We start from the raw sequence: 24041 nt of genomic DNA on the forward strand, positions 1-24041 counted from the left end.
ATTTCAATCAACCGATTTAATTGTCGGTTGATTTGAATTTTTTGGTATAATGTGAATTTTAATTTAGGAAAACACAATGAGCAAAATTTTACTTCCCACTTCCACCGCAGGCAGTTTGCCAAAACCATCTTGGCTTGCCGAACCCGAAAAACTGTGGTCAGAATGGAAATTTGAAGGCGATGAGCTACGCCAAGCCAAGCAAGACGCACTACTTGTATCGCTTGCCGAGCAGACCCGTGCAGGCATTGATATCGTTAGCGATGGTGAGCAGACTCGTCAGCACTTTGTAACCACGTTTATTGAGCATTTGGACGGCGTAGATTTTAACAAGCGTGAAACCGTCCGCATTCGTAACCGCTACGATGCTAGTGTGCCTAGCGTGGTAGGCGATGTGTCTCGCCCAAAATCGGTGTTTGTGGACGATGCCAAATTTTTGCGTCAGCATACCGACAAGCTCATCAAATGGGCTCTGCCTGGCCCGATGACGATGATTGATACCTTGTATGACGGGCATTACAAGAGCCGTGAAAAATTGGCGTGGGAATTTGCCAAAATCCTAAATGAAGAAGCAAAAGAGCTAGAAGCGGCAGGCGTGGATATTATTCAGTTTGATGAGCCTGCGTTTAATGTGTTTTTTGATGAGCTAAACGATTGGGGCGTGGCAACTTTGGAGCGTGCCACCTCTGGGCTAAAATGCCAAACAGCGGTACATATCTGCTACGGCTATGGCATTAAGGCGAATACCGATTGGAAGCAAACGCTTGGCAACGAATGGCGACAATACGAAGAGAGTTTCCCAAAACTGCAACAATCCAAAATTGACATCATCTCACTAGAATGCCAAAATTCTCGTGTGCCAATGGATTTGATTGAGCTGATTCGTGGCAAAACGGTCATGGTTGGGGCGATTGACGTGGCGACCAATGAGGTTGAAACACCTGAGCAAGTGGCGGATACTTTGCGTAAAGCCTTGCAATTTGTGGATGCGGATAAACTCTACCCAAGCACCAACTGCGGTATGGCTCCACTATCTCGTACGGTTGCTCGTGGTAAGTTGCACGCTCTTAGCGAAGGGGCGAAAATTATCCGTAACGAGTTGGCAGGTAAATAATCAGCCAAATCGAATGAATGTTGGGTTTTCTGTATGAAAATCCAACATTTATATTTATAAAATAATTTAAGAAAATAACAATGGTATCAGTAACAGATTTTAAAGACGCAATGGCAAAACTCACCACCGCTGTTCATGTGATAACGACAAACGGTGTGGCAGGGCGACATGGTTTTACGGCATCGGCAGTATGTAGCGTGACCGACACGCCCCCGACTTTGCTTGTGTGTATGAATACAAACATCGGATTTTATGACAATTTTGTCAAAAATGGCGTGCTTATGGTCAATACCTTGACCGCCGAACAGTCGCACTTATCTAATACGTTCGCATCACCGCTAAATTCTGATGAACGTTTTGAACACGGCACTTGGGACGCACTAACCACAGGTTCGCCAATGCTAACTGATGCCTTGATTGGCTTTGATTGCAAGATTACCGAGATTAAAGAAGTTGGCACGCATGGGGTGTTCATTTGTGAGATTATCGCCATTCGTCAAGGCGACAGTGATGGGGCGTTGACTTATTTTAACCGTAATTATCATAAAACCGATGACGGCACGACATTGGCATAAGATGACTGGGCGAAAAGCATAAAGCATGACGTGAGTTGTGCTTTTTTGTTTTGGTGAGCTGATAAATTTATCGCAAAAGCTAACATTTTCTAATAATCGGTATTATAATAATCCAATCCCCGCAACAGGAAATCCCATGCTTGTCCTTCACCATCTCAATCAATCTCGCTCGTTTCGTATTTTGTGGCTATTGTGTGAACTAAACACCTTATACGGCACGCCCTTTAAAGTCATCAAACACAACCGTACCAAAAGCCACCTTGCTCCAAAAGAGCTAACCGACATTCACCCCATGGGCAAAGCTCCGATTTTGGTAGATGAAAATCGTGGGCGGACGCTTGCTGAGTCGGGCTTTATTATTGAATATCTGCTACGATACTATGATACGGACGGCAAATTATCGCCCACCGATGAGACGTGGGAAGATTATGCGTTTTGGTTACATTTTGCTGAAAGCTCCATGATGCCACCGCTTGTTATGCGACTAATTATGTCAAAAGTCGCCACCAAATCGCCCTTATTGGTGCGTCCGATTGCCAAAAAGATTGCCGATAAGGTGGAGAGTTTGGTGATTAATGATAATGTCGCCCAAAGTTTTGGGTTATTAAATGCTCATCTATCGGATAAAGACTGGATAGCAAATGACTTTACAGGAGCGGACGTACAGGCGTATTTTGCGGTCAAGGCATTACAAAGCCGTGGCGAACTTGGCAGTTGGGATAATTTAAAGGCGTGGCTTGTTCGCTGTGAAAATCGCGCTGCTCATAAGCAAGCGGTGGAGCAGGGTGGTAAAGTTTTTGAATAATGGAGTGGTGATGAATCAGCCTAATAAACCAGAAATCATGAATAATATTGGCATTAAGATATTGGTTGCGGCGCTTTGTGCTATTAGCTTTGTGGCAGGCATGTATGCCCATAAGTCACGTCAGATTAACGCTTGTCAAGCGATCGGTGGCGAACTGACAGAGCATGGCAGTGCGGTGTTATGTCATATGAGTGAGCATCAGAAGTGATGCATGATGGCGTGGTAGATTAGCCATCTTTAATAGCCATCTGATTGGGCTACTGTTATGAATTTAGGGATTTGGAGAGCAGGCTTTTTTGGTTGCTGTCCCATTGTCTGAGTGCGTGTAGGCGCCGCTTATGAATCTCTGATAAGATGATGTGCTTGCTTTGTTCTTGTTGTTTTTTGAAATGATCTTGTAGAACTTGGCTTAGTAGTTCATTGAAGAATAATGAAATATTCTGAGGTTCGTGCCCATCAACCTGCAAGAAGAACTCTCGCCAATGACTGACCAAGACGTCTTGTAAGGCATGATTTGGTAGGCTTGCCATGATAAAATGCGCTTGCTCATCGATGGTATGCCGATCGTTGGTCTGAATTAGTGGAGTGATTACGCCATCTTTGCCGAGTTGAATTATGCGAATGATGGTCTGAGTTAGCTCAAATAGCGCAGCATCACCGATCGACTGCCAAGTTGGCAATGCAGGCAGATGCAAATTATGTGCTTCAAGCTTATCTACGAAATCCACATGCACATCCACCACGCCCGAATCGGTCAAAATATCGCCCAATAAATCATGCTCCAATAAATGCGGTGCGTACAGAAGGCATAAGTACAATAAAATATTGCGATTGACACTTGCTTCGTAATTGGCCTTATCGATGATATAACGCTGACCACGCTCATCTTTTGCACCCAGACGGCGATAGATGTCGTTATTTAGCCACCATTTAAAACTAGAGCCTTTGGGGAATTTTGCGGTGAGCTCTTTTAGGTTTGCCATGGCTGCCGCCTTATTCTCAGGCAGGTGAACATCATAGCGTGAGCTTAACACGTCAAACACGTATTCTGATGTACTGAGCGCACCTTCAATTTGCGCTCGCATCGCATCTGCGCCATGCGCTTTGATATAAGTATCAGGGTCATGGTTGTTGGGTAGGGTTAGGAATTTTAGCTGTTTGCCATCGGGCAGTACGGGGGCAGCAACTTCCAGAGTTCGCCAGGCGGCACGCTGTCCTGCGCCATCGCCATCGAAGCACAGTGTGAGCGTGTCATTGTATTTTAGCAGATTGGCGATTTGTCCTTCATTCGCAGCAGTACCCATCGGTGCGACCGCGCCGTAGATGCCTGCTTGATACAGCGCGATGACATCCATGTAGCCTTCTACCATCAGATAGTCATTGGCACGCGCCTGCCGCGATTCATACAGGCCGTACAGGATATGCTGCTTGGCGAATACGGGGGATTCTGACGAATTGATGTATTTTGGCATCTCATCACCAAGTGCGCGACCGGCAAAACCAACCACGCGGCCTTGCTTGTCCTTGATAGGGAAAATTACACGGTCACGCAACAGATCAAAGTCGCGACCCTTCTGAGAAGTGCGCACCAAGCCTAGTAGCTTTAGCCCCTCGATGTCCTGCGGGAAAGCCTCTTCAAGATGTTGCCAACCTGATGGCGCATAACCCAATTCAAAAGTGTCAATCGTCTGCGAACCAAGACCGCGCGAACTAAAATATGCCAGTGCTGACGGGTTATTTTTTAGATGGTATTTATAAAATTCACAAATATGACGCAGCAGTGTATATAGATCGCCTTGCTCATTGGTGACTTCAGGTTGTGGCGATGGGTAATCCTCATAATGATCGCCATACACATCATCATAAAACACATCTTCGCGTACGATTGCAGATTGTTCTGGGTGCTGCTGATTAAAATCAACAGTATTGGTGTTAGACGTGATGTTTTGAGACGGTGCAGACTGTTCTGCTTGCTTTGCCTTTGGGGTTCTTGGTTTTGTGGTGTGGGGTTTTTGAGTGTTGGTTTTTTTGTATTTGATGGATTTTTCAAAGGCGTCGTCTTTGGGCAGCTCAATGCCTGTTTGCTCAGACAGGGCTTTTAACGCCTCGCCAAAACTCATCCGTTCTAATTCTCTTAGAAAGGTAATCGCATTGCCTTTTGCGCCACAGCCAAAACAGTGATAAACATTCTTCTCAGGATCGACATAAAAAGAGGGAGTTTTTTCACCATGAAACGGGCAGCATCCCTTAAATTCGCGACCAGCAGGCTTTAGTATCGTGTGGCGACGAATCATGCTGACCAGATCGGCTTGACTGTTTAGCTGTTCAATAACGGATTCAGGAACGCGAGGCATGATTGGCTACTAATAAAAAGACGATAATCCCATAAATGTTTAATTTATGGGATTTTGGGTTAGATTGCAAGAAGTATTTGTCTATCTGTGACAAATATTAACGTGGCACCTCATTGGTGTGACCCGCTTCAGCTTCTTGAGCTGGTAGGCCCAACCCGATGCGTGGACGACGCGCCTCTTGGGTTGGTGTTACTTCTTCTTGCTGCTGCTGAGTGGTGACAGGCAGTGATAGGTTGCGACTTTGGCGGATGATCTGTTCGCGCGTCTCGCCTGCATAGTTGCTAGAAGCTGGCTCAAACTTATCCTTACTACGACCGAACTTACCAAAGCTTAACATCGATAATGTGCGCTTACCCCAAGATGTCGCGCCTTGGTTTGGTAGGCGAACTTCGCCGTTGTTGGCTAGGTATTGCGGGTAGTTGATTTGTAGTAGGGTTTTGTATTGATTGGCGGTATCGGTCATGCCTAGCTTATCATAGCTATACGCCAACACAGCAACTGCCTCAGGGATAGCAGTTGATTGTGGGTAGTATTGGAATACCCATTTGGCGCGGTTGGCAGCAGCCAGATACGCGTCACGCTTAATGTACCAACGTGCTGCTGTCATCTCATGCTCAGCAAAGTCGTTATAAATCGCCGTCATGCGCTGCGCTGCATCTGGTGCGTATTGGCTGTTAGGGAAGTTATTAACCAATGTCTGGAAATCATTGAATGCCAGACGCAACCAAGAGGTATCACGCTGTGATTGATCTAGGTTGAATAGGCGTGATGCCTTAGGTGAGCCGCCCATGTTGGTAACGCCTTGTACATACAGTACGTAATCAAGGTGGCGACTGGTTGGATACGCGCGGATAAATTCTGCGGTGCTTTGAGTGACCGCTTCAAAATCATTAGCTTGGTACTGAGCATAGATCAGATCAAGCAGGGCGTCTTGAGAATATTGACCGGTTGGGTAGAATGTTCGTACATTTGTTAATGCGGTGATCGCCTCGCGGTAACGCTGTTTGGCAAGTGCATTTTGAGCATCGGTATAGTAGCCGCTTTCTGGTTTTTCGGCGGTGCTAATAACTTCTTCTTTTTTGCCAGTTATGCCTTTTAGGGTATTACAGCCAGTTAGGGCAACACTGCCTGCGATGACAGCCGTGATGACTTTTAGTTGTAATGATGTCTTCATATCGTCCTCGTATGATGCTTAATGCAAATGCAAACTTTTTAATAAAAATAAACGTTCGTTAGTTTACCACAATTTTAAACCAAAAAAAGACTTATTGTATTTTTTGATGATTATGACAAGAAAAAAAAGCGCAAATGTGATAAAGTGATAAGCCATTTTATCTTCTTATTTATAAAGCAGTATCAAAAGTAACAAAATGACAACGCACAGCACCGAACAAGACATAATGCCTGACAGTCACATTGATGGCGAATTTGATGAAGAATTAAACACCTCTGCCAAAAATACCGTAAATCTCACCCATCAGGTCACGGATGATGAAGTGGGCTTTCGCCTTGATAAATTAGCATCGATGGTGTTTGAGGATTTCTCTCGAGTGCAGCTACAGGGATTTATCGAAGATGGTGCGCTTACGGTTAATGGCGCAGCCCAAAAACCAAAATATCGCGTGAAGTTAAACGATGAGATTCGTCTGTGTGCTGTCATCGAGGATCATTCCGAAGATCTGCCGGAGAATATTGACATCAATATCATCTATGAAGATGATGACGTTGTGGTTATTAATAAGCCAGCGGGCATGGTGGTGCATCCAGGGGCAGGCAATCGGACAGGTACCTTGGTGAATGCACTGCTTTATCATTATCCTGATAGCGCACATCTACCACGTGCAGGATTGGTGCATCGCATCGATAAAGAGACAACGGGGCTCTTGGTTGTGGCGCGAACTAAGGCAGCACAGATGAATCTAACCGAGCAACTAAAAGACAAAAGCGTGTATCGCCATTATCGGTGCATCTGTCAAGGCGTGCCTAGCGACATCTTGAGGCATTCGGTGATTGATCTGCCCATCGCACGCCATCCGACTCAGCGCACCAAGATGGCGGTGCGTGATGGTGGTAGAAATGCCGTAACTCATATCATGAAAGCCATGCCTATCCACGAACGTTATAGTCTGCTCGATGTACGCCTTGAGACAGGGCGTACGCATCAGATTCGTGTGCATCTGTCGCATTTGGGATTTGCGCTGGTGGGCGATCCTGTGTACGGTGCGCCCATCAAGTCTGGTCTAGATAAGATCCATCTAGAAGCGTTAAAATCTTTCAACCGTCAGGCTTTGCACGCCTATAAATTAGGCTTCATTCACCCAGTAACAGGCGAGCAGATGGCATTTCATGCGCCGCTACCTGATGACATGCAGGCACTGATTGACCTGCTTAGTGAGGATTAAGATGGATGATAAATTAATGATTCTACATCGCACGCCGCGCGTATTAGTTGCTCAGACGACGACGGGTGATTTTGATAAATTTGGATGTGACCTATATGGGCAATTCAATGTGGGATTGCACGTTGGCGATAGCCCTATCAACGCCCTACAAAACCGCGCAAAATTACTAAAAATGCTAAGCGAGCTTGGTCAGGTGGATGTCATTCATTGGCTTAATCAGGTGCATAGTGACAACGTTGTGGATATTGATCGGTCGTCATCTATGAATGCACATACGGCAGATGCGCTCATAACGAAGTGCAGAGGGCAAGCGCTTGCCATCATGACGGCCGACTGTGTGCCTGTGGCGATCTTTGATGATGCGAATGCTGATGCGAATGCTGATGCGAGTGTTGCATGCATCCATGCAGGTTGGCAGGGACTTACCAATAGCATCATTGCCAAGACCTTATCAAAAATGCGTGCATCGAATACATCTGCCAGCCATCATGCGGTCATCGGTGCGCATATCAGTCAGTCTGCTTATGAGATCACCAGAGAGCTGGCTGATAAGATTGTTAATTTGGTGTGTGCCAGTGATTTGGTGGGTATGGATGGCGATGAGCTGTATCAAGCTATCATTGCAGACAGTCAAGATAATGATAAATGCCTGATAAATCTAGATAAATTAACCAGATTACAACTAGAAAATCTCGGCGTGCAGGTCGTGAATGAATCATCGCTGTGTACTTATACAGACCCAAGGTTTTATTCTTATCGTGCGCAAACACACGCCAAAAAGAGCGCAGCTGGCCGTATGGCGACTATCGTTGTCAAGTTATGATTAGTGTATTGATATTATAACAACAGAGCGATGTCAATTTATACACCGATACTGACAATCCAAACATCGACACCTAAGAGCAATCGTTTGGCTCTAGATGTCTAAAACCAACTTTCTAACAGCCAACTTTCTAACAGATAGAACCCTTGTGAATCCGCGACCTTCTTGGTGGCGGATTTGTTCTTTATGGGGGAGTTGGTTGGGGTGAGTATGATGGGGCTGTCTGTTTTGGTAGGTGTGTTGGCATTAAGTGCAGCCTTTTGGTCAGCGTTCGGTGTCAATGTGATGGGTAGAGGACTTCTGGCCACCTGAATGTGCTGGCAGCCCGATAGTGTCACAATGCCTGTCAATGATAAAGTTAAAATGCGCTTAGACATCATCGTGCTGACCATGTTGGATCTTTGATGATGCCTGTGGTGGGCAAGATGATTTCACGCCCTGTATTTAGCTGCTTGATGATGAGCTTGCTGTCGTTGCCTATATGAGCACTATAGACGATGCTTGTGCCATTAGGTGAGAAGCTTGCCATGCCTTCGGTGCCGATTTTTGCGATGGTTTTTGGGTTGGTGCCGTTAACATTTGCAACGATCAGATTGCTGCCTTGAGTGTAGGCTAGGCGTGTGCCATCATGGCTGATTCTAGGGCTGCTGCCTGCAGTGATGCGAATTGGGGTGTTGTTATTTAGGCGGTAGATGCTTTGGCTGCGAGTGCCATTATCAGCGGTGAAGATGATTTGACCGTTAGGCAGATACGATGGTGAATTCTCGGCACCGTCTAGCTGAGTGATGGTGCTGAGTCGATTGGCAAGCAAGTCAAGTCGATAAATATTCGGGTTGTTGTTATCATGGCTGCCTGAGAATAGCAGAGCGTTGCCATCTGCTGAAAAGGCTGGCGAGAGATTACTGCCCTTAAATGGCGTGACGAGAGTTTTTTGATCGCTGTTTAACTCTTGAATATAGATAAGCGGTAGTTCATCTTGGCGCAGTATGGTGTAGGCAAGCTTAGTGCCATCTGGTGAGAATGCGGGTGTTAATATGGATCCATTGACATTTTGGATGTTCTTAACGTTCTGCGTGGCGACATCCATGACTTTAAGCGTAGAGGTTTTTTGATTGGCCTTGCTGGTCTCTTCGACATAAGCAATCTTACCAACTAAGTCATTCGTCGTACCTGTGATGGCAGCATAGATCTTATTACTGATGGCTACCGCGGCGGCTTGTAGTTCTTGACTGCTGCTACCAGAGATGTGTGTTTGACGCGCGCCGATGAGCTTGGGGGCGCTCAGATCGAGAATCTCAAAATTGGTTGCAGTCTTATCGCCTAGGACGGTATGACTGCTACCGATAACCACATATCGATATCCGGTGTTGCGCCACGCATGAATGTTATTGATGACATCTTCGGCGTTCTGCGGGTGGTTGGGTAGGTTGTTGTCGCTGCTTTTTAATTTGGTGTTATTAAGATGTGTTAATGTCAAGTCGCTTAGGGTTTGATTGCCCAGAAATGGCACGATTGCCACTTGATTTGGGTTTGTGGTGCCTGCCTTTGTGACTTGTAGTACCAGATCTTCAGCATGTGCAGCTGGTGTGACTGACATGGCTAAAGCTACTGATAGGGATATCGAGCTTAGTGATCGTGAGATGAATTTTGTGTGCATATAATATCCTATTATTGAGTGCTGTTGAATTCAATGGTCAGAGAATTTTTAAGTCCTGCCATCTCGCTAATTGGTGAGCTGTCATAGATGGCCGCCGTAGCACTCGAGGCAAGCTCCTGATCGCCATTGCCAACACGAACGCCCGTGACATTACCTGCATTATCAAGCTGTATCGTGACCATGATTTTCTTACCGCCTGTGTCATTATATCTTTCCCATGCCATGATGATGCGCGCTGTGGCAGCACTTGCGGCTTGTTTTAGGTCGGCGCTGGGCGTGGTCTTCTGCGTAGTGCTTTCTTGGACAGTTGGTGTATCGATGGATGCCGATCCTTGTGTATCATAAGTCATTATGGCTTCATCAATGGGCGGATGCTCGATGTGTTCATACTCATATACAGGCGGGTGGCTTGGCTGCTGAATGTCTCGGATGGGTTGCCATGTCGGCTTGATGGGTGTGCTTGATCTGAATATCGGTTGAAATTCTGCTTGGTCGCCTACATTATGATGAATGGTTTTTTGAACGACTGTGCTACTTACCGAACGAATGCGCTTGGTATCTGCTTGGGATAGAATTTGAGCTTCTAGAACATTGACCTTAGGCGGCTGGACAGGCTTTACCGACAGCATCGCCAAGATTGCAAGCAAATGCACCAATATCGTCACTAAGATGACAATTAAAATGGTGGATTTTGTGAGTCTTGCAGGCTGAATATTGACTGACTGTTGATCGGAAGCGGCGCTACTCATGGGGCTCATAGATGGGCTAAAACTTGGATCATTTTATCATAGTTTTGGGTGCTTGCCTATTTGTGGATATTATTGACTGCATTCACTAAGAACAAAATTGCGCCCTTGCCAAAAGTCCATTACAATATTACCAAATCTGATAAAGGTTGCCTGTCAATTGATTTGTATGTTGATATGGGCAGCTTTGAAATATTATAAATCAACATCTCGGTCAATGATAAATGAGTCAAACATCAATATTATATAATCTAAACAGAAGCTAAATTTTTAACTTAAATACATCACCAAACAATATAGAACAACGATGAATAATTTACCCATATTAGCCAAAGATCAATACTATCTAAGCAGACTTGCCAGAGAAATAAAGCACGCCCACGCCGAAGACAAAACAAAAAAACAAGCACGGTTCGATGAGATCACACAGCGCTCACGCGAGATCGTGCAGGCGCGCATCGATAATATTCCTACCAATCTGACTGAGCTTTTGAATCAAGATCTGCCGGTAACCAGAGAGGCGGACACACTCATTCAAGCCATTAAAGATCATCAAGTCATCATCGTCGCAGGCGAGACAGGTTCGGGCAAGACAACTCAGCTGCCCAAACTTGCCATGCTGGCTGGTCGCGGCATCACAGGGCAAATCGGACATACGCAGCCAAGACGTCTGGCGGCGCGCTCGGTGGCAGGGCGTATCAGTGAGGAGCTGGGCGAGAGTCTGGGTAAGACAGTGAGCTTTAAGGTGAGGTTCACCGAAGAGGGCGGTCAGCACAGCATCGTTAAGCTGATGACGGATGGTATTTTGCTCGCTGAGCTTGGCTCGGACAGGTTCTTAACGCGTTATGATACCATCATCATCGATGAGGCGCATGAACGCAGTCTTAACATCGATTTTATTTTGGGTTATCTAAAGAGTCTGCTGCCAAAGCGCCCAGACCTAAAAGTCATCATCACGTCTGCCACGCTAGATACGCAGCGATTTGCTGATTATTTTGCCAAGGATGGCAAACCTGCGCCTGTATTTAGCGTCGAAGGGCGCAGTTACCCTGTGGAGGTGCGTTATCGTCCTTTGACCGATCAGATCATAGCCAGCCATGACGACGATGCCTTTGATGAGGCTGAGGATAATCTGCCCAGAGCTTTGACAGCTGCAGTGGCTGAATGCTTAGATGATGCCGCCAAAAAAGGCCATCCGCATCAGGCGGACATCCTAATTTTTGCCAGTACAGAAGCTGAGATTCGAGAGCTTCAAGACATTTTGACCACGTATGCGCCACTGCACACCGAAGTTTTGCCGCTTTTTGCTCGTCAGAGTTTTGCTGAGCAGCAGAGAATCTTTGCGCCATCTGGTAAGGGTCGGCGCATCATCATTGCCACCAACGTCGCAGAGACCGCCTTGACTGTGCCGAACATTCGCTACGTCATTGATTTGGGTTTTGCGCGTATCAGCCGTTATAACTATCGTTCACGCATCCAAAGACTGCCCATCGAAGCCATTAGTCAGGCAGCGGCTAATCAGCGTAAAGGTCGCTGCGGTCGTATCGGTGATGGTGTGTGTATCCGCTTGTATTCTGAAGAGGATTTTAATGCGCGCCCTGAGTTTACTGAGCCTGAGATTCTGCGCACCAATTTGGCAAGTGTGATTTTGCAGATGGCGCGGTTGAACTTGGGCGATGTGGCTGAATTTGATTTCATTACACCACCGGATTTTCGTTTGGTGAATGATGGCAAGAAGCTACTGCTTGAACTCGGGGCGATCCATGATGAGCCAACCAAAACCGCCATCAAAAAACGCAAAAACACCCCAAGTAGTCTAACCAAAATCGGTCAGCTGATGGCGAAGATGCCGATCGATCCGCGCCTTGCTAGAATGCTGGTCGCAGGTGATCATTTTGACTGCTTGGCGGACATGCTTATCATCGTATCTGCGCTGGCAGTGCAGGACGTGCGTGAGCGCCCGATGAATAGACAAGCCCAAGCCGACCAAAAACATGCCTTATTCCGCCGTGATAATTCTGATTTTTTGTTTTATTTAGAGCTGTATCAGGCGTTGTTTGGATTGCATGAGACTAATGATAACCAGCTGCTTAGCAGCAATGCAAGGCGAAATTTTGCCAAAAAGCATTATCTTAGCTTTACACGCATCCGTGAATGGCAAAAAACCCATGAACAGCTATCTGCGATGATGGAAGAATTGGGCTTTGAAATCAAAAAGCCCGCAGATCAAGATTCTAAAGATACACCAAAAATCGACACAAAAAAAGGTACACGTCTATCATTAAATAAAAAAGGCATCAAAAAGACCAAGGGTGTCAGCCTAAACGCGCTAAAATCTATCAGTGCCAATGGTGTGCCTGATAAAGCCGCGATTCAATACGCCAATATCCACCGCGCATTATTAACCGCGCTTTTGTCCTTTGTGGCGCATAAGACTGACACGCCGGGTGAATATCTCATGGCGCGCAGCCAAAAGGCGCGAATCTTTCCTGCCAGCACCCTGCACAAAAAAGGCATCGATTGGCTCATGGCGTTCGAGGTGGTGGAGACCTCTCAAGTGTACATGCGCTGCAATGCCAAGATTGAGCCTGAGTGGATTGTCTCAACGGCGGCAGATCTTTTAAAATACCATTACTTTGAACCGCATTGGTCAAAAAAGACAGGGCGAGTGCGTGCCTATATGCAGATCAGCTTGTTTGGGCTGATTGTTGTTGCCAAAGAGCTGACCAACTATGAGCCTGTGGACATTGAGCACGCCAGAGAGATCTTTATCCGAGATGCGTTGGTGGGGGACAATTATGGTTTTAATGCCAAATTCCTAACGCATAACACCGCCAAAATCAAAGACGTGGAGCGCATCGAAGACAAGCTTCGTCGCCGAGATCTGTTGGTGGACGAAGAGCGGCTTTATCAATTTTATCATCAACAGATCCCTAACCATATCGCCAGTCGTAAGGCGTTTGAAGAATTTTATCATGAAAAAGCAAGCGACAATCCTAACTTCTTGTTCTTTGAAGATGACGATGTGCTCAATGAAAACATCAACGCCAATCAGGATTTTCCTGAGACATGGCAGCTGGGCGGGGTTAAGTTACCTTTGTCTTATGTCTTTGACCCAAGTTCAGACGATGATGGCGTGACTGTGCGCGTGCCGATCAAGGCGTTATCTCAGATTGACCCGGTGGCGCTCCTGTGGGGGGTTGCAGGTTGGCGCTATGAATTGGTGCTTCAGCTATTAAAAACGTTGCCCAAAGAGCTGCGCCGTCAAATCGTTCCAATCCCAGATACAACGAACAAGATTTTTGATAAATTAAATGCCGATAGCGGCGTAGGGCTACTAAATCAGCTGTCTGATAACCTGCTGCGTCTGGGCGTGCGTGTCAGCCCCAATGATTTTGATCCTACCAAAGTAGATAACTATCTAAGACCGCTCATCTGCGTGGTAGATGATAAGAATCACATCATCGAAAAAAGCCGAGACTTAGAGCGATTAAAAGCGCGCCACACCACAACCATTCGCCAAGAAGTGATGGTCGAAGAAGGCCTGCACCATGCACTCCCTGAGCATTTTAACTTTGTGCGTAATAAACACACTTCTGGTGTGGTCATGCAAGAATTCTCTGCATTAAAGGCGGACAAGGCAGGCACGGCGGTGTCGATTGCCCAATTTACCGAACTAAAATCCGCCCTTAGCATGCATAAGCAGGGCGTGCTGGCGCTCATCAAATCAAAGCTTGGTGCCAAACAAAAGCAGCTCACCAGTCAGGTGGATAAGACATTTAAATTGGCGTTCGCACCACTTGGCGACCTTGAGAAGCTAAAAGCCATCGTCGTTGATGCAACATTGCAGGCGTGTTTTTATGATCATGCGCCAAGATTCATCGACAGCTCCAGCGAGGATGCTCGTCAGCACATTGGTGCGCTTATTGATGATGAGACGTCTTGGTTGGTTGAGCATTTGCCTTTTGATGCTGATGAGTTTAACGTGACCCGAGATAAGATTTTGAGTGAATTTCTCTTAACAGGTCAAGGCGTCCTAAAAATTCTAAAAGACATCTATACCGCTTGGCAGACGGCGCGCGGTAAGCTGCTCATGCTAGATAATGAGATTTTTGGTGAGAGCATTGAGGATGTCGAGGATCAATTGGATGATTTGGCGTTGTCTGACTTTGTATATCGCACGGATGTCATGCGCTGGCGAGAATATCCGCGTTATCTGCAGGCACTAAACACCCGATTGGACCGCTTGACTCATAACTTAGATGCTGATCTTGATGGGGTGTATCTGCTTGATGTACACATGGAGCGACTCGCCAATCGTGTGCATGATCCTAAGATCGCCGAATATCGCTGGCTCATTGAAGAATATCGCATCAACCTATTCGCTCAGCCCATGAAGACAAAATCACCTGTATCCACTAAGCGGCTTGAGAAACTGTGGGCAAACTTAAACACAAAATAAGTCGTTTATAGCTATTTAAAAACCCTTAAATTAGTGAAAAAATGTTCACTAATTTAAGGGAAATTGTGATAAAATTTTACAACTGGTTACATCTTTTGTGATAAACTAAAGACAGTTTATTATATTAATAGTGAATAATACTAAGGATTATTTATGCCAATTTATCTTACTGCAACAGGGCTGCACACCCCAAAAGACAAAATCACCAACGAAGAGCTCGTGGCGAGTTTTAACACCTATGTGGATAATTATAACCGTGATAATGCTGCTGCGATCGAAGCAGGTAAGAAAGTCGCGTTGCAGCATTCTACCGCTGAATTCATCGAAAAAGCATCAGGCATTAAGTCTCGCTATGTCATCGACAAAAAAGGCATTCTAGATCCTAAAATCATGGCGCCAGTTTTCCCTGCGCGCAAGTTGGGCGAAGAGCTGTCTATCATGGCGGAGATGGGTGTTGATGCACTCCAAAAAGCCCTAGATACTGCAGGACTTAAAGGCGAAGACTTAGATGGCATCATCTGCGCCTGTTCTAACTTTCAGCGCGTGTATCCAGCCATCGCCATCGAGATTCAAAACGCCATCGGCATGAAGGGTGGCTTTGCCTTTGACACCAATGTGGCGTGTAGTGCGGCGACTTTTGGTATTGCTCAGGCTGCTGGCATGATTAAGGCGGGTCTTGGTAAGTGTGTGGCGGTGGTGAACGTTGAGATTACCTCAGCTCATCTAAATTGGCGTAATCGTGACAGCCATTTCATCTTTGGTGACATCGCGGCAGCCACCATCATCGAAGAGCTAGACACACCAAAAGGCTATGAAGTACTCGACTGCAAGCTCTACACTCAGTTCTCAGCCAATATCAAAAACGAATACGGATTCATGGACAGAAGTGAATATCTGGCAGCAGGTCAAGACATTCATGCTGACATTAAAGAGCCTGTGACAGATAAGCTATTCTTACAAGAGGGACGTAAAGTATTCCGCGAGGTCTGCCCAAAAGTATCTGAAATCATCAGCACCCATTTGGCAGAAAACAACATTGATAATCAGCAAGTTAAGCGCCTATGGCTGCACCAGGCCAATATCAACATGATCGATCTAATCCTGCGTACTGTGATGGGCAAAGAGGCGGATAAAGCCATTGCGCCGATCGCCATTACCGAATATGGCAATACCAGTTCGGCAAGCCCGATGATCGCTTTCCATGAGCATCAAGATGGCGTTGAAAGTGGCGATCTTGGGGTGATTTGCTCATTTGGTGCAGGTTATTCGATCGGTTCTGTCATCGTGAAGAAAGTTTAATTATTAAAAACACCTCAACTGGCTTGAGGTGTTTTTTTGTTCTTCATAATTTATTTAACATAATACACATGGCAGACACCAAAGACTAAAATAAAATCGTACCTTTAAGTCAGAACTTTACTACGTTTAACCGCAAGCCTTATAGTGAATTTGGATGACAATATTTTGGTGTCTGGCTTAGTATCTGTTATAATGCATGTTTTATTTAGATATTGATATGATGAATCCTCAAGCCTACCAAGCCCAGTTGTCCGCTAAGATCGACCGCATTCAATCGCAGTTTGCGCAGTTTAACCCGCCAACCCTCGAGATCTATGAATCGCTTGTCAGTCATTTTCGTCAGCGTGCTGAATTTAGAATTTGGCACACCGAAGATGATTTGTTCTATGCGATGTTCGAGCGCAATGATTCGGGTAATAAAAGCGTCGCACGTGTGGATGAATTTCCCATAGCGAGCAGGGCGATTAATGAGCTGATGCCGATTTTACTTAATCATCTTAAAGCTGATCCGCTGCTGTCAGAGCGATTATTTGAAGTGCATTTTTTAAATACCTTGCACGAACAAATGCTGGTTACGCTCATCTACCACAAGAAGCTGGGCGAACAATGGCAAGCTTTGGCAAGCGAGTTGGCCGATAAATTAAACATCAAGCTCATCGGGCGTAGCCGCGGACAAAAATTAGTATTGTCCGATGATTTCGTCGTCGAGAAGATGACGGTGAGCATTGAGGGGCAAGACGAGGATTTTTATTATCAGCAGATTGAAGGTGGGTTTAGTCAGCCTAATGCTTATGTGTGCCGCTACATGCTGAATTTTGCTTGCGATGTAGCGGACAAAATCAGCCAAAATGACCAGAGGGATCTGCTGGAGTTGTACTGTGGCAATGGCAATTTTACCCTGCCATTGTCTAAATATTTTAATCGAGTGCTTGCCACTGAGCTGGCAAAATCGTCGGTAAACTCAGCCAAATGGGCGATTGACCATAACGACATCCAGAACATTGCCATCGCGCGTCTGTCTGCTGAAGAGTTCAGTCAGGCGCATAATGGCGAACGTGAATTTAGACGATTGGCCGAGAGCGATATCGATATCAAATCTTACGATTTTAATACTGTATTTGTTGATCCGCCGCGCGCAGGAATTGATGATGAGACGTTAAAGATTTTGGCGAATTTTGAGAATATTATTTATATCTCGTGCAATCCTGATACACTGTTCGATAATTTGCAGATGCTATATCACACGCATGAAATCAAGCGTTTTGCGTTATTTGATCAATTTCCCTACACGCATCACATCGAAAGCGGTGTTTGGCTTGTCAAGAGACAATCAGCATTCTAGCGCCGTCTTTAGCGCAATATCAATGTCTTGTCTGGCAAGCCATTGCTTATAATCAGGCGGTATGTCTTTGAATTCTTTGCCTTTGTGCTTGCCAAATGGCATGGTCTTAGGCAGGCAATTCAAGAACAGCGTCTCAAAGTCATCCGCTTTAATGCGCTCATTCAACGCCATCAGCACCTTATGGGTAAACAGCACATCAAAATATGCCCCATGCGCGTGCATCTCATAAGTCTGCCTATCATCTGGATAAAAGTGCGTCAGTAGCGCGCCAAGGCCAAACTTGGGCAGCTCACCAAAAAATTTCCGCGCCAGTATGCAGGTACAAATCGGCTTGATGTTTGATATAGCAACCCCTGCATTTTTGAGAACACTGAGATCATAACTGATGTGATGACCGATGAGATAGGTGGTCTGTGGCATGACAAAACTGGTGTGGGGCGGGCATTCTGCAACGTCTTCATCATAGATGCCGGTGACTTTGCTGGCGCCATATTCGATGGGTTTTTGAGGGTTGAACCGAGCGTTAAAATGCTGACCTGTCGGCATAAGAAGCGTGTCAATCTCAAGCCATGCGATTTCGGTGGCATGAGGGTCTTTGGTGCCTGTGGTCTCGGTGTCTAAAATCAGCGCATGGGCAGAAGTATTCATCTGGTAGGTTTAAATTTTAAAAAAGATTGGGCGGATTATACCAAAAATTTAATGCAAAAATCGTCAAAATATGGCAAAATAACCCGTTTAAAATTAGCTTATAAATACCATGAAAGAGAGCCTACGCCACCGCCTAGACCAAATGGCGGACAGATTTGAAGAAGTGACTGCCTTATTATCTGACCCTGACACGATCAGCGACAGTAAGAAATTCCGTGCCTTGTCGGTTGAGCATAGCGATTTGTCCGAGCTTGTGGACGCTTGGGGAAAGTTTTGCCAAGCTGAAGAAGACCTAGCAACTGCGAATGAAATGCTGTCCGACCCTGACATGAAAGAGATGGCAGAAGAAGAGATTGATGCTGCCAAAGCTGAGATTGAGCGTCTGGGCGATGTGCTAAATATCCTAATGCTGCCCAAGGATCCCAACGACAAGGCGACCGCCTTTTTGGAAATTCGAGCAGGGACAGGGGGCGATGAAGCGGCGATATTTAGTGGCGATTTGTTCCGTATGTACCAAAAATATGCCCAAAGTCAAGGTTGGCAGGTGGAAGTCTTATCCGCTAACGAAGGCGAGCATGGTGGCTATAAGGAAATCATCACCCGAGTGTCGGGCGTGGGCGTGTATGGACGGCTTAAATTTGAAAGTGGGGCTCATCGGGTTCAGCGTGTGCCAGCCACCGAGTCGCAGGGACGTGTACATACGTCCGCTTGTACGGTTGCGATTATGCCTGAGATTGAGCTTGATGATACGGTTGAGATTAACCCTGCTGACCTACGCATTGACACCTATCGCTCAAGCGGGGCGGGCGGTCAGCACGTTAATACCACCGATTCTGCGGTGCGGATTACCCACATTCCCACAGGCGTGGTGGCCGAGTGCCAACAAGAACGCTCACAGCACGCCAACAAAGACAAGGCGATGAAAATGCTTGTCGCCAAAATCCAACAAGCCAAAGTCCAAGCCCAAATTGACCAAACCAGCGATATGAGACGAAATTTGGTGGGTTCAGGCGACCGCTCCGAACGTATCCGCACCTATAATTTCCCGCAAGGACGCATGACCGACCACCGTATCAATCTGACGCTTTATAAGTTAGATGCCATTATGGAAGGCGATTTGGGGGAATTATTGGATGCACTCTTGCGTGAACACCAAGCTGACCTAATGGCTAGCGTTGGTGGTGAGTAACCATTTACTATTTTAGGGTAATTATTTTTAACTTAATTACACTAGGATTACCCTAAAATGAGTAAAAGAGTCCCTAAGATTGCTAAGGTAGGTAATAGTTATCGTATTCAAACCATGATTAACGGTAAAAGATACTCTGCTACTAAAGCTTCTAAGCAAGAATGTATTCATTGGTTTGAATTGCTTAACCAAGAGCTGTCATTAACTAATATATGCTTATTAGAACTTATAGAGTTATATAGAGTACGGGTATTATCTAAACTTAAAAGTGGTAACAGGGCTAATAGTATCATTAGCATATTAGTAAAAGAGCACACTAATTTAGTTACTAGTACTATTGCAGATATTACACCAAAGCATTTAGCTGAATGGCGTGATTGTAGGTTAATGCAAGTATCAGAGGGCTCTGTCTTACTTGAGATGTCTTTTCTTTCATGTGTTTTTAATTATGCTGTCAATGAGTTATACATCTTAGATAGTAATCCAATGTCTAAAGTGTCTAAACCTAGTAAAGCACCACCAAGGAACAGAAGGATAACACCTAAAGAAGAGCAAGAGATACTTACTTGGTTTAGATATAATTTAGGGGAAGAGCCAGATACGTGCAGAAAGCAGGTAGGATGGTGTTTTCTATTTGCTTTACAAACAGCGATGCGTAGGGGTGAAATTCTTGCAATGACATCACAACATATATACAGTACTCACGTGCATATACCTAACAGTAAAAACGGTACAAGTAGGGATGTTGTGTTAAACAGCACTGCAAGACTTATGTTAAGTAAGATTAACCCCTTAGAAGATAGATTGTTTAATATTAGATTAGATAACTTTAATCTATTATGGAGGCGTATGAGAGAGCAGTCTGGTATTCATGATTTACATTTCCATGATACCAGACATGAAGCTATCTCAAGAATGGTCAGGGATTTAGATATTCCTGTGGAGAAGTTAGCAAAAATAACTGGACATAGAGACATCAAAACACTGGTAAATGTGTATTACAATCCAACAGTTGATGAACTAGCCAGTTACTTCAGGTAATTTAAAGCTCAAATTCATTAAGCTCTAAATCATCTAAATCACTATCCACTTGCCCTACAAGGTATGATGTAATTTCAGTTTCTTGTGGGGCTATTTGAACATTATCAGAAGAAAGCCAAGTATTAATCCAAGGGATAGGATTTACCTTATTATCAAAAACACTAGGTAAACCAATAGCAGATAAGCGAACATTGGCAATATACTCAATGTATTGATATAGGATTTCTTTATTTAAGCCAATCATAGAACCATCCTTGAATAGGTAATCAGCCCATTCTTTCTCTTGCTCTACTGCTTTATAAAAGATACCTATAGCCTGTAGTTTGCATTCTTCTGCTATCTGTACCATCTCTGGGTCATCTTTACCATTACGCATAAGATTAATCATATGCTGTGTACCATTAAGATGTAGTGCTTCATCACGTGCAATCATCTTAATAATTTTAGCATTACCTTCCATAACTTTACGTTCAGCAAAGGCAAAGCTGCAAGCAAATGATACATAGAATCTAATAGCTTCTAGTACATTGACTGCTAATAGACATAGGTAAAGTTTCTTTTTAAGTGAATATAAATCACCTTCTCCTGTGAGCAAATACTTATGAGATGATTCATACAAGTCATCATAGTATTTAGCAATATCACCTGCACGTGCAAGGATGTGCTCATTCTCCATAATATCATCAAAGATAAGTGATGGGTCATTAACAATATTACGAATAATATGTGTATAACTTCTACTATGGATGGTTTCAGAGAATGACCATGTCTCAATCCAAGTCTCAAGCTCAGGGATAGAAACCAAAGGTAAAAGTACTGCATTAGGGCTTCTACCTTGAATACTATCTAAGAGTGTTTGATACTTTAGATTAGAGATAAAGATATGTTTCTCATGTTCAGCTAAGTTCATGTAATCTTGTCTATCTCTAGATACATCAATCTCTTCAGGTCTCCAAAAGAAGGATAATTGTTTTTCAATTAACTGCTCAAAGATTGGGTGCTTCTGTTGGTCATACCGTGATACATTAACTGACTGACCAAAGAACATAGGTTCTTGTAATTGGTCATTCTTGGTTTGATTAAAGATTGAATACTTCATGTAGTTTAACCAAAGATTGAGTAAGAATTATTAGATTCACTAGACTCTTCAGATTGCTCTGTATTAACTTCTACAAGCTCTTCTTCTTGAGTAGTGCCATTGCTTTCAGTAGACTCTTCCTGTACTTCTACAGTGCTTACAGGCTCATCTACAGTCTTTTTCTTCTTGGTTTTCTTATCACCAAATTCTACCTCTACATCACTAATCCCTGTAAAGGTAGCTTGTTTGATGTCAAGCACCAAGCCAAGTGTTTCAATGTGATTAGTGATTGCTGTAGTTACATCATCTTTAGATAGAACGATTTTCATAATATTCCTTAAATTGTTTGGTTTCTAAACCAACATGAATAGCAGTAATAGCATCTGCTATGTGTTCTGCTTTTCCTATTGCTTTAGGTAAGTTTAGTGTTGGATGTTTAGATTGAACCCAGTGAATAACATCTTCTTTAGAGGCTGTACGAGAGCCTACAAGCTTCTTAACATCATATGGGGATACTTGTATCACTTTAGGGTTAAAATGGCTTATAACGCCAATGAGAGCAATACAGACACCATATGAAACCATAGCCCTAGAAGATTGTGAGCCTATAGGTACTTCTACAATAATTACATCTATATCTTTAAGTAATGGATAAAGATGCCTGAATATATGTAGAGCAGCATTAATATCACGGCTATTCTGTTTGGTTTTATCTTTCTTAATTTTATGTTGGATAACGTCAGTATATGTAATGCTAAGGGTATCTGTTAAGATACCCTTAGCTATACCAAAGTTATTTAATGATGGGTCTAAACCAAGTATGTTCATTACTCATCTTCAAATAGACTATACTCAAACTCTTCTTTGATAATTACTAATGTATCAAGAGGTAGCTCGGAGAATATATTTAAACAGTTCTCATACGCTGCAATAGCAGCACCAATCAACGAAGAAACCAAAAGATTAGATGGTTCTTCATTATCTTTGATAACTTTAGATACCATTTCCCATGTACGAGGCGATGCGTAGGGACTTGTTGCATCTGGTTTGAATGAATATAGGTTAGCTTTTCTATAGCTAAGGTATGATGTAATACGATAATCAATACCTGCTTTACTAGCCCATTCAAGCCAGTCATCTACATTTAGATTAATATCAAAGTGAGCAAATCTTGAGATTAGTGCAGATGACATTGGATTAACAATGGCATTATCAGATTCTAAATTACCACAAGCAATCATAACTACTTTATCATGTAGTTTATGTTGTCCTACTTGTCTATCTAGAATAAGCTTGTATGCAGCAGCCATAACCCCTTGGTTAGCTGAGTTGAACTCATCCAACAAAAGTAACCAACCTCCATACCCTTCAGGGATAGGTGTATCCTGCAATGGGAAGGTATTGAATGGCATAAATTCTGCTTTACCATTATTAAAATAAGGTAAACCACTTAAGTCTGTAGGGTCTAGTTCAGTTAATCGTAAATCAATTACTTTTAACTTAAACTGTTCTGCTAGTTGTTTAGCTAAGCTTGACTTACCTTGTGCAGGACTAGAGTGCAGAAAAGGTACAATACCTGCTTTCCACAGCTGGGGGATAAGTGGTGCTACTTGTTTAAGTGTGGTTTGCATATTAAGACTCCAAAATTACTTTACCATCAATATAATCTACGATTTTCTTTCCTGTCTTAGGGTCAAAAGGTTTAGCATCAGCCCAAACAACCTTACCATTTAAGTAGGGAAAGTGCATATCTGGAATGACTTCTTGAATTAGTGTCTGTTGATAGTCAATCTGGCAGTTATCTCTAACATAACATGGTACCGCTTTCCATCCATCATTAAGCATTTTAATAATAAGCTCCCTAGCTGTAGGTTGCTTATGTGGCTCTTCCCAAGTTATATCTGGGAATATTTCACACAGCATTTTATAGTTTTTTTCGGTAGCCAGAACCAATGATGGAATGGATGCTTTAATATTGATTCTACCATCTAAAGTGAATGTATCCCTGTCTCTGATAAGTAGAGGATTCTCAGAAGAGGCATTAAAATCTTCTAAGATATAAATTCTAGGCGAATATGTATATGCTAAACAATATACCCTATCACCTGCTTTAAATTGAGTCATAGTTTACCTGCCAGCTGGGTTAGCTTAGTAATGTTTTTAGATTTAAGGTATTTAAGAATATTGTTTTCTTCTCTGGTTTTATGCCATGAAAGATTAAGTACACCTGCTTCAGCTAGATATCGTTTAATAGTCTTAACAGATTTACCAGTATCAATACTGATTTCATCTATTGTTCTGCCTGCTAGGTATTCATTCTTTACCCATTGGATGTCTTGTACTTTTACTGTCATTTATGCTGCCTCGTTTAGTTGGTTGATGTTTAGTGAGTATGTTAATACCTATTGGTTTAGGGAAGGATTATATCTATAGATTAAATACATATCTCCATCTAGTACCTCACATTCCTTAGTGAAAATCATATTAGAATAATTAAAAATACCTAGTG

The 24041-nt window shown here is 43.9% G+C and carries 23 protein-coding genes; 11 read left to right on the top strand and 12 right to left on the bottom strand.

All coding sequences use genetic code 11. The annotated features are described in order from the left end of the window. The first annotated feature begins 76 nt into the window (after window positions 1-76). The 4 genes from DYD54_RS05180 to DYD54_RS05195 all read left to right on the top strand — a co-directional run bounded on the left by DYD54_RS05180 (window position 77) and on the right by DYD54_RS05195 (window position 2699). A complete protein-coding gene (locus DYD54_RS05180) occupies window positions 77-1111 on the top strand; it encodes a methionine synthase (RefSeq protein WP_063514021.1) in 1035 nt (344 codons plus the stop codon). 80 nt (window positions 1112-1191) lie between these two features. After that, window positions 1192-1686, top strand: a complete 495-nt coding sequence (locus tag DYD54_RS05185; protein ID WP_063514022.1) for a flavin reductase — start codon at window positions 1192-1194, stop codon at window positions 1684-1686. Window positions 1687-1822: 136 nt separating this feature from the next. After that, window positions 1823-2491: a glutathione S-transferase gene (locus DYD54_RS05190; RefSeq protein ID WP_063514023.1), complete on the top strand. Its 669-nt coding sequence runs from the start codon at window positions 1823-1825 to the stop codon at window positions 2489-2491. Window positions 2492-2501: 10 nt separating this feature from the next. Then, window positions 2502-2699 (top strand): hypothetical protein, encoded by a 198-nt coding sequence (locus DYD54_RS05195; RefSeq protein WP_036362522.1) that lies wholly within the window; start codon window positions 2502-2504, stop codon window positions 2697-2699. 55 nt (window positions 2700-2754) lie between these two features. On the opposite strand, the gene DYD54_RS05200 is transcribed toward DYD54_RS05195, so the two are convergent. Further along, on the bottom strand, window positions 2755-4845 hold the full coding sequence (locus DYD54_RS05200; protein ID WP_063514024.1) for a DNA primase: 2091 nt from the start codon (window positions 4843-4845) through the stop codon (window positions 2755-2757). Between the two features lie 97 nt (window positions 4846-4942). Beyond that, window positions 4943-6019 (bottom strand): outer membrane protein assembly factor BamD, encoded by a 1077-nt coding sequence (locus DYD54_RS05205; protein WP_063514025.1) that lies wholly within the window; start codon window positions 6017-6019, stop codon window positions 4943-4945. Window positions 6020-6215: 196 nt separating this feature from the next. On the opposite strand from DYD54_RS05205, the gene DYD54_RS05210 reads away from it, so the two are divergent. Both DYD54_RS05210 and pgeF read left to right on the top strand, forming a co-directional pair. Next, entirely contained in the window at window positions 6216-7247 is a 1032-nt protein-coding gene (locus DYD54_RS05210; protein WP_063514026.1) for an RluA family pseudouridine synthase, read from the top strand. A gap of 1 nt (window position 7248) precedes the next feature. Then, entirely contained in the window at window positions 7249-8070 is an 822-nt protein-coding gene (pgeF, locus tag DYD54_RS05215) for a peptidoglycan editing factor PgeF (RefSeq protein ID WP_063514027.1), read from the top strand. A gap of 101 nt (window positions 8071-8171) precedes the next feature. Here pgeF and DYD54_RS05220 read toward each other — a convergent pair whose 3' ends face one another. The 3 genes from DYD54_RS05220 to DYD54_RS05230 are packed head-to-tail and all read right to left on the bottom strand — an operon-like array spanning window position 8172 to window position 10476. Beyond that, window positions 8172-8462: a hypothetical protein gene (locus DYD54_RS05220; RefSeq protein ID WP_063514028.1), complete on the bottom strand. Its 291-nt coding sequence runs from the start codon at window positions 8460-8462 to the stop codon at window positions 8172-8174. Continuing rightward, window positions 8447-9727 (bottom strand): TolB family protein, encoded by a 1281-nt coding sequence (locus tag DYD54_RS05225; RefSeq protein WP_063514029.1) that lies wholly within the window; start codon window positions 9725-9727, stop codon window positions 8447-8449. Before DYD54_RS05225 ends, DYD54_RS05220 begins: the two co-directional genes overlap by 16 nt. An 11-nt stretch (window positions 9728-9738) precedes the next feature. Next, window positions 9739-10476 carry a cell envelope integrity TolA family protein gene (locus tag DYD54_RS05230; RefSeq protein WP_063514030.1) on the bottom strand — a complete coding sequence of 246 codons (738 nt, stop codon included), beginning with the start codon at window positions 10474-10476 and terminating at the stop codon, window positions 9739-9741. Between the two features lie 304 nt (window positions 10477-10780). On the opposite strand from DYD54_RS05230, the gene hrpA reads away from it, so the two are divergent. The 3 genes from hrpA (at window position 10781) to trmA (ending at window position 17576) form a co-directional block, all read left to right on the top strand. Then, window positions 10781-14935, top strand: a complete 4155-nt coding sequence (gene hrpA, locus DYD54_RS05235; RefSeq protein WP_063514031.1) for an ATP-dependent RNA helicase HrpA — start codon at window positions 10781-10783, stop codon at window positions 14933-14935. Window positions 14936-15088: 153 nt separating this feature from the next. Continuing rightward, window positions 15089-16234: a beta-ketoacyl-ACP synthase III gene (locus DYD54_RS05240; protein ID WP_063514032.1), complete on the top strand. Its 1146-nt coding sequence runs from the start codon at window positions 15089-15091 to the stop codon at window positions 16232-16234. A 220-nt stretch (window positions 16235-16454) separates the two neighbouring features. Beyond that, window positions 16455-17576, top strand: a complete 1122-nt coding sequence (gene trmA / locus DYD54_RS05245; protein ID WP_063514981.1) for a tRNA (uridine(54)-C5)-methyltransferase TrmA — start codon at window positions 16455-16457, stop codon at window positions 17574-17576. On the opposite strand, the gene DYD54_RS05250 is transcribed toward trmA, so the two are convergent. Further along, on the bottom strand, window positions 17565-18224 hold the full coding sequence (locus DYD54_RS05250; RefSeq protein WP_063514033.1) for a putative quorum-sensing-regulated virulence factor: 660 nt from the start codon (window positions 18222-18224) through the stop codon (window positions 17565-17567). The two genes, trmA and DYD54_RS05250, sit on opposite strands and share 12 nt — an antisense overlap. A gap of 109 nt (window positions 18225-18333) precedes the next feature. Between DYD54_RS05250 and prfA the strand changes: the two genes are divergently transcribed. Next, window positions 18334-19413, top strand: coding sequence for a peptide chain release factor 1 (prfA, locus tag DYD54_RS05255; protein ID WP_063514034.1), 1080 nt, complete (start codon window positions 18334-18336; stop codon window positions 19411-19413). A gap of 57 nt (window positions 19414-19470) precedes the next feature. Continuing rightward, window positions 19471-20454: a site-specific integrase gene (locus tag DYD54_RS05260; protein ID WP_063514035.1), complete on the top strand. Its 984-nt coding sequence runs from the start codon at window positions 19471-19473 to the stop codon at window positions 20452-20454. A 1-nt stretch (window position 20455) separates the two neighbouring features. Here the strand turns inward: DYD54_RS05260 and nrdB are convergent, their stop codons facing one another. The 6 genes from nrdB to DYD54_RS05290 are packed head-to-tail and all read right to left on the bottom strand — an operon-like array spanning window position 20456 to window position 23886. Next, on the bottom strand, window positions 20456-21553 hold the full coding sequence (gene nrdB / locus DYD54_RS05265) for a class Ia ribonucleoside-diphosphate reductase subunit beta (RefSeq protein WP_063514036.1): 1098 nt from the start codon (window positions 21551-21553) through the stop codon (window positions 20456-20458). 5 nt (window positions 21554-21558) lie between these two features. Next, window positions 21559-21861 (bottom strand): hypothetical protein, encoded by a 303-nt coding sequence (locus DYD54_RS05270; protein ID WP_063514037.1) that lies wholly within the window; start codon window positions 21859-21861, stop codon window positions 21559-21561. After that, window positions 21842-22360 carry a RuvC family protein gene (locus DYD54_RS05275; protein ID WP_063514038.1) on the bottom strand — a complete coding sequence of 173 codons (519 nt, stop codon included), beginning with the start codon at window positions 22358-22360 and terminating at the stop codon, window positions 21842-21844. The genes DYD54_RS05270 and DYD54_RS05275 overlap by 20 nt, the downstream gene beginning before the upstream one ends. Next, window positions 22360-23163, bottom strand: a complete 804-nt coding sequence (locus tag DYD54_RS05280) for an AAA family ATPase (protein WP_063514039.1) — start codon at window positions 23161-23163, stop codon at window positions 22360-22362. Before DYD54_RS05280 ends, DYD54_RS05275 begins: the two co-directional genes overlap by 1 nt. A gap of 1 nt (window position 23164) precedes the next feature. Then, the gene (locus tag DYD54_RS05285) at window positions 23165-23656 is read right to left on the bottom strand and encodes a hypothetical protein (protein ID WP_063514040.1); all 492 of its coding nucleotides are present in this window, start codon (window positions 23654-23656) and stop codon (window positions 23165-23167) included. Continuing rightward, on the bottom strand, window positions 23653-23886 hold the full coding sequence (locus tag DYD54_RS05290; RefSeq protein WP_063514041.1) for a hypothetical protein: 234 nt from the start codon (window positions 23884-23886) through the stop codon (window positions 23653-23655). Before DYD54_RS05290 ends, DYD54_RS05285 begins: the two co-directional genes overlap by 4 nt. Window positions 23887-24041: the final 155 nt, after the last annotated feature.

The organism is Moraxella ovis (genome assembly GCF_900453105.1).
GTDB lineage: Bacteria > Pseudomonadota > Gammaproteobacteria > Pseudomonadales > Moraxellaceae > Moraxella > Moraxella ovis.

Coding starts and splice junctions, on each gene's coding strand:
- DYD54_RS05180 (WP_063514021.1), top strand. CDS start 77: ATGAGCAAAATTTTACTTCCCACTTCCACCGCAGGCAGTTTGCCAAAA.
- DYD54_RS05260 (WP_063514035.1), top strand. CDS start 19,471: ATGAGTAAAAGAGTCCCTAAGATTGCTAAGGTAGGTAATAGTTATCGT.
- DYD54_RS05250 (WP_063514033.1), bottom strand. CDS start 18,224: ATGAATACTTCTGCCCATGCGCTGATTTTAGACACCGAGACCACAGGC.
- DYD54_RS05195 (WP_036362522.1), top strand. CDS start 2,502: ATGAATCAGCCTAATAAACCAGAAATCATGAATAATATTGGCATTAAG.
- DYD54_RS05205 (WP_063514025.1), bottom strand. CDS start 6,019: ATGAAGACATCATTACAACTAAAAGTCATCACGGCTGTCATCGCAGGC.
- DYD54_RS05220 (WP_063514028.1), bottom strand. CDS start 8,462: ATGGTCAGCACGATGATGTCTAAGCGCATTTTAACTTTATCATTGACA.
- nrdB (WP_063514036.1), bottom strand. CDS start 21,553: ATGAAGTATTCAATCTTTAATCAAACCAAGAATGACCAATTACAAGAA.
- DYD54_RS05185 (WP_063514022.1), top strand. CDS start 1,192: ATGGTATCAGTAACAGATTTTAAAGACGCAATGGCAAAACTCACCACC.
- hrpA (WP_063514031.1), top strand. CDS start 10,781: ATGAATAATTTACCCATATTAGCCAAAGATCAATACTATCTAAGCAGA.
- DYD54_RS05290 (WP_063514041.1), bottom strand. CDS start 23,886: ATGACAGTAAAAGTACAAGACATCCAATGGGTAAAGAATGAATACCTA.
- DYD54_RS05230 (WP_063514030.1), bottom strand. CDS start 10,476: ATGAGTAGCGCCGCTTCCGATCAACAGTCAGTCAATATTCAGCCTGCA.
- DYD54_RS05210 (WP_063514026.1), top strand. CDS start 6,216: ATGACAACGCACAGCACCGAACAAGACATAATGCCTGACAGTCACATT.
- prfA (WP_063514034.1), top strand. CDS start 18,334: ATGAAAGAGAGCCTACGCCACCGCCTAGACCAAATGGCGGACAGATTT.
- DYD54_RS05240 (WP_063514032.1), top strand. CDS start 15,089: ATGCCAATTTATCTTACTGCAACAGGGCTGCACACCCCAAAAGACAAA.
- DYD54_RS05225 (WP_063514029.1), bottom strand. CDS start 9,727: ATGCACACAAAATTCATCTCACGATCACTAAGCTCGATATCCCTATCA.
- DYD54_RS05280 (WP_063514039.1), bottom strand. CDS start 23,163: ATGCAAACCACACTTAAACAAGTAGCACCACTTATCCCCCAGCTGTGG.
- DYD54_RS05270 (WP_063514037.1), bottom strand. CDS start 21,861: ATGAAAATCGTTCTATCTAAAGATGATGTAACTACAGCAATCACTAAT.
- DYD54_RS05200 (WP_063514024.1), bottom strand. CDS start 4,845: ATGCCTCGCGTTCCTGAATCCGTTATTGAACAGCTAAACAGTCAAGCC.
- trmA (WP_063514981.1), top strand. CDS start 16,455: ATGAATCCTCAAGCCTACCAAGCCCAGTTGTCCGCTAAGATCGACCGC.
- DYD54_RS05285 (WP_063514040.1), bottom strand. CDS start 23,656: ATGACTCAATTTAAAGCAGGTGATAGGGTATATTGTTTAGCATATACA.
- pgeF (WP_063514027.1), top strand. CDS start 7,249: ATGGATGATAAATTAATGATTCTACATCGCACGCCGCGCGTATTAGTT.
- DYD54_RS05190 (WP_063514023.1), top strand. CDS start 1,823: ATGCTTGTCCTTCACCATCTCAATCAATCTCGCTCGTTTCGTATTTTG.
- DYD54_RS05275 (WP_063514038.1), bottom strand. CDS start 22,360: ATGAACATACTTGGTTTAGACCCATCATTAAATAACTTTGGTATAGCT.